The sequence below is a fragment of the Pantoea sp. CTOTU50773 genome, from assembly GCF_032082325.1.
Lineage (GTDB): Bacteria > Pseudomonadota > Gammaproteobacteria > Enterobacterales > Enterobacteriaceae > Pantoea > Pantoea communis.
The window spans coordinates 17,886-31,982 of sequence record NZ_DAMDQC010000004.1 but is presented as its reverse complement, the minus strand read 5'-3'; the positions used below and the strand labels follow the sequence as shown (position 1 = coordinate 31,982).

Sequence of the window (14,097 nt, the reverse complement as noted above, 5' to 3'; positions counted from 1 at the left end):
GTCGAAAAGAGGCGGGAAACACGAGATAAATCGGTGATTAGGAATTGTGCACCGAATTTGGCGGTGCAACCTGCTGCACCGCCATTGAGAGATTATTGCGGATAGGGCACCCAATCGCCGCCGTTCAGGCGAATCCAGGGTTTGCCCTGATACATCATCACCACCGCATTATCATTCTCGGACACCACCGGTGATTGCGGCAAATTATCCGCTAACACCGACATATTGACGTTCGGCGCGTTAAACACCTGACCATCCACCACGCGGGAAATGATCTCGGAAATCGCCAGCAGACTGGTTGGTGTATCAATGCTCAACGGCTGTCCCTGGTGTGGCGCTTTCATCCCGACAAACTTAATGCCCACCGGCACATGCGTAATGCTCGGGCTGGGAATATCACGCAGACCGGACATCTGCATTTTATCGCCCTGCAGCGCAGCACCGTGCTCCGGTACCACCAGCACCATCACGCGGCGTCCTGATTTCTCCAGATTGGTCAGGAATGTATCCAGCTGATCAAACAGCATTTTAGCGCGCGGCTGCCAGTCAGCGGTGCGCGTGCTGCCCAACTCGCGCGTGCCGTCATGCAACGGAATCAGGTTGTAGAAGGTGGCACTGCGCGCATCGCTGCTTTTAGTCCGATCGTCGAGCCAGCGCTGCATCAATTGCCCGTCATTGAACACTGGCGAACCATCAAAGGAGGTCAATTCTGGCGCAATTCCCGCTTGTGACATCAGCGGTGCCTGCAAATTGCCCTCTTCACGCAGCTCTTTGAGATAGTTACCAAACACGCCGGTATGATCCATCATCAGTTCCTGCTTAAAGCCCAGCTTCGCCAGGTTATCAAACAGGTAGCAGCGCTGGTCGGTGGCCTTATACAGATTGGAGTGTGAAGTCTGGCCGCAGCTGGCGCGCAGCAAACGAATCCCTGCCGGACCGCTGTAGCCGGTGGCAGAGTTGTAGTTGTCCAGCAGGATATCAAAATGCTTCCACAATGGATGGTCGCGTAACTGGGCCACATCCATGTCCGACCATGACAGCGAACAGATGTTGATCACTAAAATATCAAACGGCTGAGAATCCGCGGGCAGCGCATCCGGAAAATGGGTGGCGCGCTGGCGCTCACTGTCGTAGAAACGATTGAGCCAGGAGGTCAGATTGGCACTGGTCGGTGGTGCAGACTGGTCCAGTCCCTCCGGTGCTTTGGTCGCGGCTGGAGGGTTATTCAATGCCACTTCCGGTGTCGCCGCTTTGGTTGGCAGCAGATTCATCGCCGGTCCGGCAATGGTCAGCACGTTAAGCCAGATCAGCATCAGAGAAACCAGCACCGTGACGCGGATCCACTGCGCCACGAACATATAGATCACCAGCAGCACAAAGCCTGCGCCAATCATTTGCCAGTTGATAAAGCGCTCCAGCAGATCGAGCAGATAAGCTGAGGAGAAGCCCGCGACCTGGCTACCCTGGCTCATGATCGATTCCAGCCCCGGCAGCCAGGTGTCATGCCAGAACAGCGCAAAGCCAATCGGCAAGGATACCCAGTGACGCACACGATGCAAACGACGTGACGGCAGCGGGAACAGCAGCCACGCCAGGAACACCAGATTGCTCAGCGCATGAAAATTAAGGTAGCCGTACCACAACAGACCAAATTTGATCAGGAAGTAGAAATTCCAGCCGCCGAGACCGCGCCACCACGAAGCGTGCAGCGTCGAAGGTTTGTTATTACTCATTACGGTTTGGTATCCGTTTTAGCAGATTTGCGTTGCCACTGCCCTTCCGACTTCAGCGCACGCGGTGGCAGCAGACGCATCAGCAGGCTGGTGCTACTGCGCGGTAACCAGCGCACAAACAACGATTTCAGGAACAGTAAAATTAATAACAGCAGGATCGCCACCTGCACCCAATCCATCAGTGTCATCAGCGGCGATCTCCATCGAGATTGAGAATAATAGGCTGCGGGGTTTGCGCCCCACGCAGGTCAGAAGCGGACACCTTGTTTGCCCGCGGGGCCTCAATCGGTGCCATCGGCACTTCACGCTGCGCCACCGGCGTCAGCTGGCGAATCTTATGCACTTCCGACAAAATCTGGTTGTCCTCGAACCACACCACGCGATTACTGAACAACTCATCGTGCGGCAGTGAGAAAATCGATTTCAACGCGATATCCAAATCGTTGAAGCGGCAGGATGATAGAAACAGATAGATGCGATCGTTAATCAGCGTCACCAAATCACCAAAACGACGCGGTTTACACAGCGTCAGAATCTGCTCAGGTTTCAGCTGCGGCACCGGGCGCAATGCCACCATCAGCCCCTTGTCGTTTTCCGGCAGCAGCGTATTGCTCATCAGCTGCTGTACCGCCGCGCAGAACGGCTCCAGCTGCAAATACCCTTTTTGCTGCAGCGGCTGTAATGCCTGCATCAGCGCGGGCAAGTTGGCCGGAACATGACGCGTAAACTGCTGGCCCTGAATCCCTTCCAGCGTGGTGAGAAAGCGTGACAGCGTTTGTGCACCGGGCACGATGGCATTGACACCACACGCCAGCAATAACCGCTCATCGCTATACCTAAGACTGGTACTAATTTCGCGCACCACAATCTTTAATGCGTTACCGCGTGAGCGGCGCAAGCTATGGACCATTTTTGCCAGGGCATTGATATCCTGGTTATGGGCCAGGCTAAAAATGACCGTGGCAGCGTTGGCCTGCTGGGCACGCGAGAATACGCTCTCATTGTCGCTAAACAGTTGCCACTGGCTGGAGAGCGGCGGCGCACCTTCCAGCACCCCTTCCTGTGCCAGAAACTGATTTTCATCATTGAGGCTAAGCGGCGTAGTTTGTTCCACTTCATTAATGGCAATGAATTGATTCTCATTACAACTCAATCGAATTGCACGGTCAGCCAGTAATTTGTCTGCGGAATACCACCAGTTAATTCGATATTGCCAGCTATCCTGTTGAAATTCTAAATGTGCGACACCATCAAGTTGGCGAAAATAACGCTGTAGATGATTACGCAGATGAATAATTGACGCCCCCGAAGTGATCAGTAGCAGCGTGATTTGTTTTTTGATTAACAATCGTCGCATGCGTTTCACCCAGAGCGTGAGTTCATCCTCGGATAATTTACTCCACAGCGCTGCATTGCTGTAAAACAGCACTAAACCACTGCGGCTATTCAGTACACGCGCGAAATCATTCTCCAGATGCTGCAGGCCGGGTTTATTGGCCGGCAGCGAAAATAAGGGAATGCGCGCTGGGCCCGTCAGTGGGTCCGGCGTAAGTAAAGACTGAGGCTTCTCATCTGAACTGACCAGGGTTGCCGCCTGTTGATGGCTCACCACCTGACGCAGCAGTACCCGCGCGTCTTCCTGACGCTGACTGGTAATCCAATAAAACCCCGGATTTTGCAGGTTAACTAATTCCTGCTGAACCTGTTGTAGGCCAAGCGCATAGCGATTTTTCATATTTGTTTCGCGATCAGAACAATCCAGGCTAGTTTAATATAGACGGCAACGATTGGAACTGCTGAAATAATTAAAACCTGCGCTATCTCAAATGATATCGATTTTTACATAGTCTGCGCATTTTTCCGGGTTTAAACTTTACAAAAAATAGAACCACAATTCATCCATTGCTGTTTTTTGGTGGCAAAAAGTAATGAAAACAAAGAATGCCTTTTCGCTGATCGCGTCTACCACTGAAGATCAGGATGACATTAATACCCTGAGCGAAGCCTTTTCCCTTAAGGCATTTCGTTACATTGATATTGCCCGCGAAGAGCGACTGAATAGTCTGCTGACGCGCTGGCCGCTGCTGCGTGAATTATCCGCCGACCAGGAGCCTGAACGCTAATGCCGGTCATTGCCTTACAAGGTTTGCGCGGCGGTTGTGGCGCAACATCACTCAGTGCGGCACTTGGCTGGGCGCTCAATGCTTTACAGGAGTCGGTGCTGGTCATCGACTTTTCTGATTCGAATCAACTGGCTGCCCATTTTAACTTGCCGCTCAATCACACCCAGGGCTGGGTTCCCGCACTGCTGGAACAGCAGCCGTGGCAGCAGTGCGCGCAGCGCTATCAAACCGGTCTCGATTTCCTGCCGTTTGGCGCATTAACCTCTCAGCAGTGCTCAAGTCTGCAAAACGCCGACACCTCGTTCGCCACGCCGTTGCTGAAGGCGTTGCCGGCCCTGAAATCACACTATCGCTGGGTGATCCTCGACCTTCCAGCGGATCTGCTGCCGTGGCAACGATCCTTCGCCCTCCACGCCGATCGCCTGTTGCAGGTGCTATCGCTGGATGCTAACTGCCAGTTGCGGTTGCACCATCCGCGTTTTTTGCCGCACACGCTGTTTCTGATCAATCAATTCAACGCCAACAGTCAGCTGCAACAGGATCTGCATCAACTGTGGCTGCGCACGCTAAAGAATCTGATTCCGCAGGTGATTCACCGCGATGAAGCACTGGCAGAAGCCTTGATGATGAAACAACCGGTGGGCGAATATCGTCCTCATGCGCTGGCGAGCGAAGAAATCAATACGCTGGCGAACTGGCTATTGCTGAACGTTGCGGGCGGTGCGGCGTGAATCCGTTGCGCTGGCTGCTGATACCTCAGGCCTGGCAGGCGCTGCAAAGCCGTGCCCGCGTGGCGCGCCAGCACGGCGCGGGCCGCTTAACCGTGATGTTGCATCTGCTATGGTGCGTGCTCGCCTGGTCGCTGCTGCGGCTGGAAATGCCCGGCTGGCAGCGCTTGCTGCAACAGCGTCAGCGATACTATCCGCAAATCTCGCCGCTACGTCCACGCCCGTTAGACGTTGTGCGTTACGCCATGCAGAGCCTGTGGCTGATGCTGGTGTTACCGCTCGACAACAGCGCACGCAGCGAGCGTAAACGGTTTAACGCGTTTGGCCCCCTGTTCCGCTGGCGTCAGCATTTTTATCAGTGGCTGGGAGCGCTTCCCGCGCACATAGCGAAAACGGGCATTCATCTGCGTACCGAACAGCAGTTGCAGAAACTACCACCGCGTGTACGCCAGCTGCTGTTTATGGTCGCGGCGATTGTCGCCAGCCTGCTGGCGCTGTTGTGTATTTCACAGCCATTTGGCATCACCACGCAATTTGTCTTTGTACTGCTGCTGTGGGGCCTGGCGATGATGGTGCGCCGCGTGCCGGGCCGCCTCTCTACTATCATGCTGATTGTGCTGTCACTCACCATTTCCTGTCGTTATTTATGGTGGCGCTACACTGAAACCCTGAACTGGGACGATCCGCTGAGTCTGACATTCGGTCTGCTGCTGATTGGCGCTGAAACCTACTCATGGACGGTGCTGGTACTGGGCTATTTCCAGACGCTGTGGCCACTCAATCGCCAGCCGGTCTCCATGCCACCCGAGATCACTTCCTGGCCCAGCGTCGATATCCTGGTGCCCACCTACAACGAACCGCTGAGCGTGGTGAAACCAACCATTTATGCCGCGATGGGCATCGACTGGCCGCAGGACAAGCTCAACATCTACCTTCTGGATGACGGCAGCCGCGAGGAGTTTCGCGAATTTGCCGCCAGCGTGGGCATCAATTACGTGGTGCGCCCTACCCATCAACATGCCAAAGCTGGCAACATCAATCACGCATTGAAAGTGGCCTGCCGCAGCGATTACGTGGCGATTTTTGACTGTGACCACGTACCGACGCGCTCATTCCTGCAGATGACCATGGGCTGGTTCCTGAAGGATCACCGCCTTGCGATGCTGCAAACGCCGCACCACTTCTTCTCGCCCGATCCCTTCGAGCGTAACCTCGGTCGCTTCCGCCAGACACCCAATGAAGGCTCGCTGTTCTACGGCCTGGTGCAGGACGGTAACGATACCTGGGATGCGGCGTTCTTCTGCGGCTCTTGCGCCGTATTGCGCCGCGCCGCGCTGGATGAGATTGGCGGCATAGCGGTGGAAACCGTAACCGAAGATGCGCACACCTCGCTGCGTCTGCATCGTCAGGGTTACACCTCTGCCTATATTCGTATTCCGCAGGCGGCGGGCCTCGCCACCGAAAGTTTGTCGGCGCACATTGGCCAGCGTATTCGCTGGGCACGCGGCATGGTGCAGATTTTCCGTCTCGATAACCCGTTGATGGGTAAAGGCTTAAAGCTGGTGCAACGCCTGTGCTACGCCAACGCTATGCTGCACTTCCTCGCCGGGATTCCACGTCTGATCTTCCTGCTGGCACCGCTGGCGTTTCTGCTATGCCACGCCTACATCATCTACGCGCCGGCGCTGGCGATCGCCATCTATGTGCTACCGCACATGCTGCACACCAGCCTGACTAACTCGCGCATTCAGGGACGCTGGCGTCACTCGTTCTGGAGTGAAGTGTATGAAACCGTGCTGGCGTGGTATATCGCGCGCCCCACCACCGTTGCGCTGTTTAACCCGCACAAAGGCAAGTTCAACGTCACAGCCAAAGGTGGCCTGGTCGAAGAGCGCCATCTCGATTGGGTGATCACCAAGCCGTATATGATGCTGGTGCTGTTGAATATCGCGGGTATCGGCATGGCGTTCTGGCGCATGGCGTATGGCCCGGCCAACGAGATGCTCACCATCTGGGTCAGCCTGGTGTGGGTGGTGTACAACATGATTATTCTCGGCGGTGCCGTGGCGGTTTCGGTGGAAGCGCGCCAGATTCGTGAAGCGCACCGTGTGGAGATCGCCATGCCCGCCGCCATTGCGCGTGAGGATGGCCATATGGTGCCGTGCACCCTGCGCGACTATTCCGATGGCGGTGTCGGCGTCGAACTGCGTGAAGCGGATGCGCTAAAAGAGGATGAGCCCGTGTGGCTGCTGCTGCGCCGTGGCCAGCAGGAATTCAGCTTCCCGTGCCAGGTACAACGCGTATTTGGCCGACGCGCCGGTATTCGCCTGCATCAGCTCACTACCCAACAGCATATTGAATTTATTCAGTGCACCTTCGCCCGCGCCGATACCTGGGCACTGTGGCAAGACGGCTTCCCTGAAGATAAACCGGTGCAAAGTCTGGCCGATATTATGGTGCTGGGTTTCAAAGGTTACCTGCGTCTGGCGGAGTATGGCCCTGCTCCGCTGCGCCGTCTTTTCCGTGCACTGACTTCCCTGGTGAGCTGGCTGGCAACACTGCTGCCGCAGGGCATTAGCCGCGCACCTGCGGCAATCAAAACCGATTTTTCATAAGTTGATGATATGACCATGACGAGAAAACTGAGCTGGTTTACTGCCCTGCTGCTGGGCACTGCAACGCTGGCACAGGCCGCACCGCAGCCTTCTGCCCCTGAAGCACCGCGCGCCAGTGCACAGATACCGCTGCCGGTCGTCAGCCAGCCGCTGGATGCCAATGCCCCGCTGCGCGACAGCCAACTGCTGTTTAATCAGGTCGCGCCGCCGCCGGGCAGCATGACGCTGCGCGGCACCGAGCCCACCAGCCAGATTGAGTTCGGCGTGCGCAGTGATGAAGTGGTGACACGCGCCATGCTGACGCTCAGCTATCGTCCTTCACCGGCGCTGATTCCGACGCTGTCGCAACTCAAGGTCTATCTCAACGACGAATTGGTGGGACTGGTCACCGTGACCGCCGATCAGCTGGGCAAAGAAAATCAAACTCAGTTGCCGATCGATCCGCGCTTTATCGGTGACTTTAACCGCGTGCGCCTCGAACTGGTGGGTCATTACGCCAACGTGTGTGAAAACCCGGCCAACAGCACCATCTGGATGGATATCGGTAAAGAAAGCAAACTCGACCTGACGCTGCAAAAGCTGCCGTTAAAGAACGACCTGTCGCACTTCCCGGAACCGTTCTTTGATGCCCGCGACAGCCGCCCACTGCAATTGCCAATGGTGTTCAGCAATCAGCCTAACCTGCTGCAGCAGCGTGCCGCAGGGATTCTGGCTTCGTGGTTCGGCAGCAAAGCACAGTGGCGTGGTCAATCCTTTCCGGTCCTGTATAACCAGTTACCAAAAGAACAGCATGCGGTGGTGTTTGCCACCAACGATCATCGCCCGGACTTCCTGAAAGATCTGCCACCGGTGGAGAAACCCACGGTGGAAATGGTGAGCCAGCCGGACAATCCCTACGAAAAAATGCTGCTGATTCTCGGCCGCGATGACAACGATTTGCTGACCGCCGTCGAAGGTATTGCGCAAGGCGAACTGCTGCTGCGCGGGGATACCTCAACCATCGACAGTGTGAAAATGCTGGCACCGCGTCAGGCCTATGATGCGCCAAACTGGGTGCGCACCGATCGCCGCACCACGTTTGCCGAGCTGACGCAGTATCAGAACCAGCTGCAGGCCGATGGTTTGCAACCGAACCCGATCAGTCTGACGCTGAACCTGCCGCCGGACCTGTTCCTGGTCCGCGCACGCGGCATCGACATGGATCTGATTTACCGCTACACCTCGCCGATCCAGCAAGATGGCTCGCGCCTGGCGGTGCATCTGAACAATCAATTCATGCAGGATTACCCGCTGACGCCGAAAGACACGGCAGGCCAGCAGATCATGCGCATTCCGCTGATGCAAGGCCTGCAGGACAGCAACCGCCAGTTGACCATCCCGGCGCTGCGCCTCGGCGTGGTCAACCAACTGCGCTTCAGCTTTGATTACGCCAACACCTTTATTGGTGGCACCGCCGACGGCCGTTGCGAAACCGTCACCGCGGTGGGCCACCATGTGGTGATCGATGACAACTCCAGCATCGACTTCTCCGGCTATCGCCACTACATCGAAATGCCTTCACTGGGTGCATACGCCAACGCCGGTTTCCCTTACAGCCGTTATGCCGATTTGGCGCAGACGCTGGTGTTAGTACAGCCGAAGCCCGTGAACGGTGAAGTGAGCACGATGCTGAACGCACTGGGCGCCATCGGTGCCCAGACCGGCTATCCGGCGTTGCGCGTGCAGATGAGCGATGACTGGAACCAGGCAAAAGATAAAGACGCAGACCTGCTCATGATCGGCGGCATTCCGCAGGATCTGCAGGATGACAAAAAGATCAACCTGCTGGCGGATGCGGCGCGTAGCTGGATCAACATGCCATCACGCCCGATTACCGCGCAGAACGTACCGGTGTCCGCCAGCGATCGTGCGGTAGAGAGCCAGACCGGTATCCGCTCACGCGGCCCGATGGGTGCCATCGTCAGCTTCCAGTCGCCGTTTAACGATCAGCGCAGCGTGGTTGCGCTGCTGGCCGACAGCCCGCGCGGCTGGGATCTGCTGAATAATGCCCTGCTCGATAGCGGCAAGCGCGCTGCCGTGTTCGGTTCTGCCACCGTTGTGCGAGAATCGGGCGTCACCAGCGTGCGCGTCGGCGATACCTACTTCGTCGGCCATCTTCCATGGTGGGAGCGCCTGTGGAATCTGCTGGCAACGCATCCGGTGTGGCTGGCGATTTGTGCCGTGGTGGTGGTGATACTGTTTGCACTGATGGCATGGCGCCTGATGCGCATGGTGAGCCGTCGCCGCCTGGCCGAGCTGGAAGACGATGAATAAACTGCCACTCGGTCTGCTGATTGCCACTATCCTGGCGGGCTCCGGCATGGCTGCCGAGGGCCCTCAGGTGTCACCAGTGGCCTGGCTGCTGATGCAGATTCGCACCGGTGAATCCACCAACAAGTATGATTTGGTGCAGCAGTCGCTTTATCGCCTGGAAAAAATCGACCCTGATAATCCGCAGGTGCTGGCAGCGCAAATTCGCATGGCACTGCGTCAGGGCGATCAGGCAAAAGCACAGACGCTGCTGGATGAACTGAAGAAGGTCGCGCCCAATGACGTGGCGACGCGTGAATCGGAAACCGGCCTGCGTCTGATGAGCGCTGAAGGGCGCCAGCAACTGCAGCAGGCGCGTTTGCTGGCCACCGCGGGTCGCGTTGAAGAAGCTAAAACGGCCTGGGATGCCTTGTTCCACGGCGTGTTCCCGGATGTGAATACTGAACTGGAATACTGGCGACTGGTGGCACGTTTACCCGGTCAGCAGCCCACCGCTTATCGCCAGTTGCAGGCGCTGGAAGCGCGTTATCCCGGCAATATTGGGGTTGAACTGCAACTGGCGCGCATGGCGTTTGATAACAATCAGCCAGGCGAGGCGCTGGTGCAGCTGCGTCGTCTGGCCAATCGTGACGGCGGGCGTGATGCCGCCTCCGAACTCTGGCTGCAACAGATTCAAAATCAGCCGGTGTCAGACAGCACGGTTGCCAGTCTGAAGCAGTATCTGCAGGTATTCACTTCCGGTGATGCGCAACAGCGCGGCGAGGAAGAACTGGCCCGACAGCAGAAGCTGCTGGCCGATCCCGCTTATCGTCAACGCATGCGCGGGCTGGCGCTGGTCGATGCTGGTGGAGGCGCAGGTGCCATCGCGTCACTCAGCGCCGCGCTGAAAGCCAACCCGAATGATGCCGAACTGATGGGCGCGATGGGTCAGGCGCAGGCGCGAGCCAATAACCGCGCAGCGGCGATCGGCTGGCTGCAGAAAGCGATTCAGGCCGGACAGGCCAGCACCCAGATTGGCAAGTGGCAATCACTGTTGCAAACCAACCGCTACTGGCTGGCGATCAACAACGGTGACGACGCGCTAAAAAAAGGCGATGTGACCGGTGCGGAACACCAGTATCGCAGTGCGCAGGCCATTGATAACCGTGACAGCTGGGCATTGATTGGCCTCGGTGATGTCGCGCAGGCGCGCAAAAACGACGCGCAGGCCGAACAGTACTGGCAACAGGCGCTGCGCCTGGATCGCAGCAATACCACCGCCGTGCGCCGACTGGCAGCGCTGTATCAGCAGCAGTCACCGGCTCGCGCGATGGCGTTTATCAATGCCCTGCCCACCGCGCAACAGCGGTCGCTGGCGGAGACGTTGCGTTCACTGCGCAGCGACAGCCTGCGGGCTGAAGCGGATGCGCTGGCGCAGCAAGGTCAATGGCATCAGGCGGTGGTGAAATATCGCCAGGCCGCGCAGGATAACCCCAACGATATCTGGCTCTCATATCGTTTAGCCGGTGCGCTACGCAGCAGTGGCGAAGAAGCACAAGGCGCCCAGGTGATGGATGCCATGGTGCGTCAGCACGCGCAGGAACCCGCCGCGCTCTATGCCTGGGCGCTGTGGCTCTCGTCCGGCGATCAGGATGATGCGGCACTGGCGGCACTGCATCGCCTGCCGGAAACGCGTTGGGACAGCAATATGCACGAGCTGGCGGGCCGCTTAACGCAGGATAAAGTCTACGCCCGCGCCAGTGAGCTGCGCGCCAACGGCAATGAATCTGCCGCGCTGGCACTGTTGCAGCAGCAACCGGCCTCGACGCGACGTGATATCACCCTGGCGGATTGGGCTCTGGAACGCGGCGACGCGAAATCGGCGCTGGCGAGTTACCAACACGTACTGCAGCAGGATGCAACCAACAATGATGCAGCACTGGGCCGTATCGAAGCCCTTATCGCCCTGAAGCGCAAAGACGAAGCACGCACAGCGCTGCAGGCTTTACCCGCCAGCGTGGCGCAGCAAAATATCAACAGCGGACGCCGCGTGGCGCTGGCATGGCAAAACAGCGGCGATACGGCGCATGCGCAGCAGCTGTTCAATGATTTAAAAATGCGCGCCGCCAAAGAAGCCCCGTCGCAAAGCAAAGCATTGGTCTATCGCGATGCGGCACGTCTGGAAACTCAGCAGCAACAGCCGGATGCAGCGCAGCAGGATTATCGCCTGGCGATGGCCGCCAGCGGCATCACCCGCGACGTGCCGCAGGATAACGACAGCTATACCCGCCTGACGCGTAATGACGCCAGTGATGACTGGTTGAAGCGCGGTATTCGCAGCGATGCCGCTGATCTCTATCGTCAGCAGGACACCACCTTCACGCTCGAACAGGATTATTCGCGCGATAAAGGCACCGGCGGTATCTCCGATTTCACCGCGCATACCACCATGATGCAGGCGGAGACACCGCTGGCCGACGGGCGCAGCTTTTTACGCGTCGATCATGTGCTGGTATCGGCAGGCACCTTCGCCACCAGCAATGGCAGCCACAGCGAACGCTTTGGTAGCTGTAATGATGATAACTCCGGTGGCTGTAGCCGCGACTTTACCCAGCGTGATGAAGGCACGGCGATAGGCGTTGGCTGGCATAACGATCGCTGGTCTGGCGATATCGGCACCACACCGCTCGGCTTTGAAGTCACTAACTGGGTGGGCGGTCTGAGCTGGAAAACCGACGTGGAAGATATTGGCGTGACGTTCACCGCTTCACGCCGACCGATCTCCAGCTCGCTGCTGGCCTATGCCGGTGCACGCGATCCGTCGGCCAACGGCGGTAAAACCTGGGGCGGCGTGGTGGCAACCGGTGGTTCGGTGGGACTGAGTTATGATCAGGGCGGCGCGAATGGCGTATGGGCCGATATCAGCGCCCATCAAATCACCGGTGAGAACGTGGCGGACAACAGCCGTGAACGCCTGATGGCCGGTTACTACTACAAGCTGATCAACGAAGACAATCGCCGCGCCACCGTGGGCCTTAACAGCATGCTGTGGCATTACCAGAAAGACCTGAGCGATTACACCTTTGGCCAGGGCGGCTATTACAGTCCGCAGCAGTACTTCTCGCTGGCGGTGCCGGTCACTTATCGTCAACGCACCGATAACTGGTCGTTTGATCTGAGCGGCTCGGTCTCCTGGTCACAATCGCAAACCGACGGTCAGCAGCGTTATCCGGTCAATCCTGGCTTTACGCTGGCTTCCAACCCGACCTCCGACAGCAGTTCCGGCAACGGTTTTGGTTACACCCTGCAAGCAGTGGTAGAACGACGCATCACGCCGCACTGGTCAGTCGGTCTCGCGATGGATATTCAGCAAGCCAAGGATTACACCCCGAGTCACGGCTTGATCTACATGCGTTATTCAATGGGCGGCTGGAATGGCGATATGGATATGCCACCACAACCGCTTGAGCCGTATGCGGACTTCAAATAAAAAAAGCCGCACTTCGCTGATGAAGTGCGGCCCTTTCAATTGCGTAGTACGTAGCACTGCTACAAAAACTGCGCTATGAGCTGACAACGCGATGTATCGCGAAATATCTAACGCTTTTCCTGATACGCCAGCCAGGTCAGTAACTGCAAGCTGGCGGAGAAGTAGTTCTGATCCGGCGCTAAACGATCGCTGAGATAACCGGTTTGATTCAGGGTCAGATCGCGAATCGCCAGCAAGCCGCCGTCCATATTGTATGGCGCAGGGGTGTTGGCGAGCACATCAAACCAGGCCGGTGTCGTCTGGCGACCATAGCCCTGCCAGACGCGCTGGAACGGCACCAGACGCAGGCTTTGTGGATCATACCACCAGATATTGAGCGGAATACGAATCGCATCGTAGCTAAAGCGATTGGAGTAACCCACTGCCGGTGCCACTGAACCATCGGCATTCAGCGCCACCCAATCGAGCGGCAGACCGGTTTTGCCAAAATGCATATCACCGAGCAGTTCCATGCCGTCATCGATCAGGTTATTCCACACGCGCAGGTGACTGCGGTCAGCAAACTCCTGCCAGGCGGCAAACAGGAAATACGAGGGATTCAGCACCACATAGCTGTTTTTATTGAAGCCCTGTGCGCCTGGCAACATCAACGTGTGGCCGCCAAACGTGATCACGTTTTGTTTGACGATGGCGCGCTGAATACGGTCAGAAGTTGACTGATAATCACCGCCCCACTTTTGGCCTGCGCGCTGCAGTGCCCACGCAATCAGCACATCGCCATCAGAGGCATTGTTCTTGTCGGCAATCGGGTCTGAAGCACCCGGCGTGTAACGCCAGTAGAACAGATCGTTTTGCGGATTACGCAGATGAGTGCGCGTCCACTTCCACAGCAGATCAAACGTGGTGCGGTCGTCGTTCGCGACGGCCAGCAGCATGCCATAACCCTGACCTTCGGTATGGCTGACATTATTGTTGGCCGTATCACTGATACGTCCATCGCCGCTCATAAAGCGGCCTTTGAAGGTGCTCCAGCCATCTGCAGCAGCCTGGGCGCTGAAAAACATCACCATGAAACACAGCATCCATTGACGCCAGAAGCGCATGACTCTCATCAAACAA

The 14,097-nt window shown here is 57.2% G+C and carries 9 protein-coding genes; 5 read left to right on the top strand and 4 right to left on the bottom strand.

Features of this window, described 5'->3' with window-relative positions:
* Window positions 1–92 precede the first annotated feature (92 nt).
* The 3 genes from bcsG to bcsE are packed head-to-tail and all read right to left on the bottom strand — an operon-like array spanning window position 93 to window position 3,468.
* The gene (gene bcsG, locus RT340_RS01275; RefSeq protein WP_097118499.1) at window positions 93–1,733 is read right to left on the bottom strand and encodes a cellulose biosynthesis protein BcsG; all 1,641 of its coding nucleotides are present in this window, start codon (window positions 1,731–1,733) and stop codon (window positions 93–95) included.
* Window positions 1,733–1,921 carry a cellulose biosynthesis protein BcsF gene (gene bcsF / locus RT340_RS01270; protein ID WP_038643825.1) on the bottom strand — a complete coding sequence of 63 codons (189 nt, stop codon included), beginning with the start codon at window positions 1,919–1,921 and terminating at the stop codon, window positions 1,733–1,735. Before bcsF ends, bcsG begins: the two co-directional genes overlap by 1 nt.
* On the bottom strand, window positions 1,921–3,468 hold the full coding sequence (bcsE, locus tag RT340_RS01265; protein ID WP_313373611.1) for a cellulose biosynthesis protein BcsE: 1,548 nt from the start codon (window positions 3,466–3,468) through the stop codon (window positions 1,921–1,923). Before bcsE ends, bcsF begins: the two co-directional genes overlap by 1 nt.
* A 193-nt stretch (window positions 3,469–3,661) precedes the next feature.
* Between bcsE and bcsR the strand changes: the two genes are divergently transcribed.
* The 5 genes from bcsR to bcsC are packed head-to-tail and all read left to right on the top strand — an operon-like array spanning window position 3,662 to window position 12,978.
* The gene (gene bcsR / locus RT340_RS01260; protein WP_313373608.1) at window positions 3,662–3,856 is read left to right on the top strand and encodes a cellulose biosynthesis protein BcsR; all 195 of its coding nucleotides are present in this window, start codon (window positions 3,662–3,664) and stop codon (window positions 3,854–3,856) included.
* On the top strand, window positions 3,856–4,587 hold the full coding sequence (bcsQ, locus tag RT340_RS01255; protein WP_160833361.1) for a cellulose biosynthesis protein BcsQ: 732 nt from the start codon (window positions 3,856–3,858) through the stop codon (window positions 4,585–4,587). The genes bcsR and bcsQ overlap by 1 nt, the downstream gene beginning before the upstream one ends.
* Window positions 4,584–7,199 carry a UDP-forming cellulose synthase catalytic subunit gene (bcsA, locus tag RT340_RS01250; protein WP_313373605.1) on the top strand — a complete coding sequence of 872 codons (2,616 nt, stop codon included), beginning with the start codon at window positions 4,584–4,586 and terminating at the stop codon, window positions 7,197–7,199. Before bcsQ ends, bcsA begins: the two co-directional genes overlap by 4 nt.
* Window positions 7,200–7,208: 9 nt before the next feature.
* Complete coding sequence (bcsB, locus tag RT340_RS01245) at window positions 7,209–9,512, top strand: cellulose biosynthesis cyclic di-GMP-binding regulatory protein BcsB (protein WP_283216164.1); 2,304 nt, start codon at window positions 7,209–7,211, stop codon at window positions 9,510–9,512.
* Window positions 9,505–12,978 carry a cellulose synthase complex outer membrane protein BcsC gene (gene bcsC, locus RT340_RS01240; RefSeq protein ID WP_313373601.1) on the top strand — a complete coding sequence of 1,158 codons (3,474 nt, stop codon included), beginning with the start codon at window positions 9,505–9,507 and terminating at the stop codon, window positions 12,976–12,978. The genes bcsB and bcsC overlap by 8 nt, the downstream gene beginning before the upstream one ends.
* 107 nt (window positions 12,979–13,085) lie before the next feature.
* Here the strand turns inward: bcsC and RT340_RS01235 are convergent, their stop codons facing one another.
* Window positions 13,086–14,090, bottom strand: a complete 1,005-nt coding sequence (locus RT340_RS01235) for a glycosyl hydrolase family 8 (RefSeq protein WP_160833357.1) — start codon at window positions 14,088–14,090, stop codon at window positions 13,086–13,088.
* Window positions 14,091–14,097: the final 7 nt, after the last annotated feature.

Bases quoted from the DNA above. Each gene is read 5' to 3' on its own strand.
- bcsG (WP_097118499.1), bottom strand. From the start codon at position 1,733: ATGAGTAATAACAAACCTTCGACGCTGCACGCTTCGTGGTGGCGCGGT.
- bcsF (WP_038643825.1), bottom strand. From the start codon at position 1,921: ATGACACTGATGGATTGGGTGCAGGTGGCGATCCTGCTGTTATTAATT.
- bcsE (WP_313373611.1), bottom strand. From the start codon at position 3,468: ATGAAAAATCGCTATGCGCTTGGCCTACAACAGGTTCAGCAGGAATTA.
- bcsR (WP_313373608.1), top strand. From the start codon at position 3,662: ATGAAAACAAAGAATGCCTTTTCGCTGATCGCGTCTACCACTGAAGAT.
- bcsQ (WP_160833361.1), top strand. From the start codon at position 3,856: ATGCCGGTCATTGCCTTACAAGGTTTGCGCGGCGGTTGTGGCGCAACA.
- bcsB (WP_283216164.1), top strand. From the start codon at position 7,209: ATGACCATGACGAGAAAACTGAGCTGGTTTACTGCCCTGCTGCTGGGC.
- bcsC (WP_313373601.1), top strand. From the start codon at position 9,505: ATGAATAAACTGCCACTCGGTCTGCTGATTGCCACTATCCTGGCGGGC.
- RT340_RS01235 (WP_160833357.1), bottom strand. From the start codon at position 14,090: ATGAGAGTCATGCGCTTCTGGCGTCAATGGATGCTGTGTTTCATGGTG.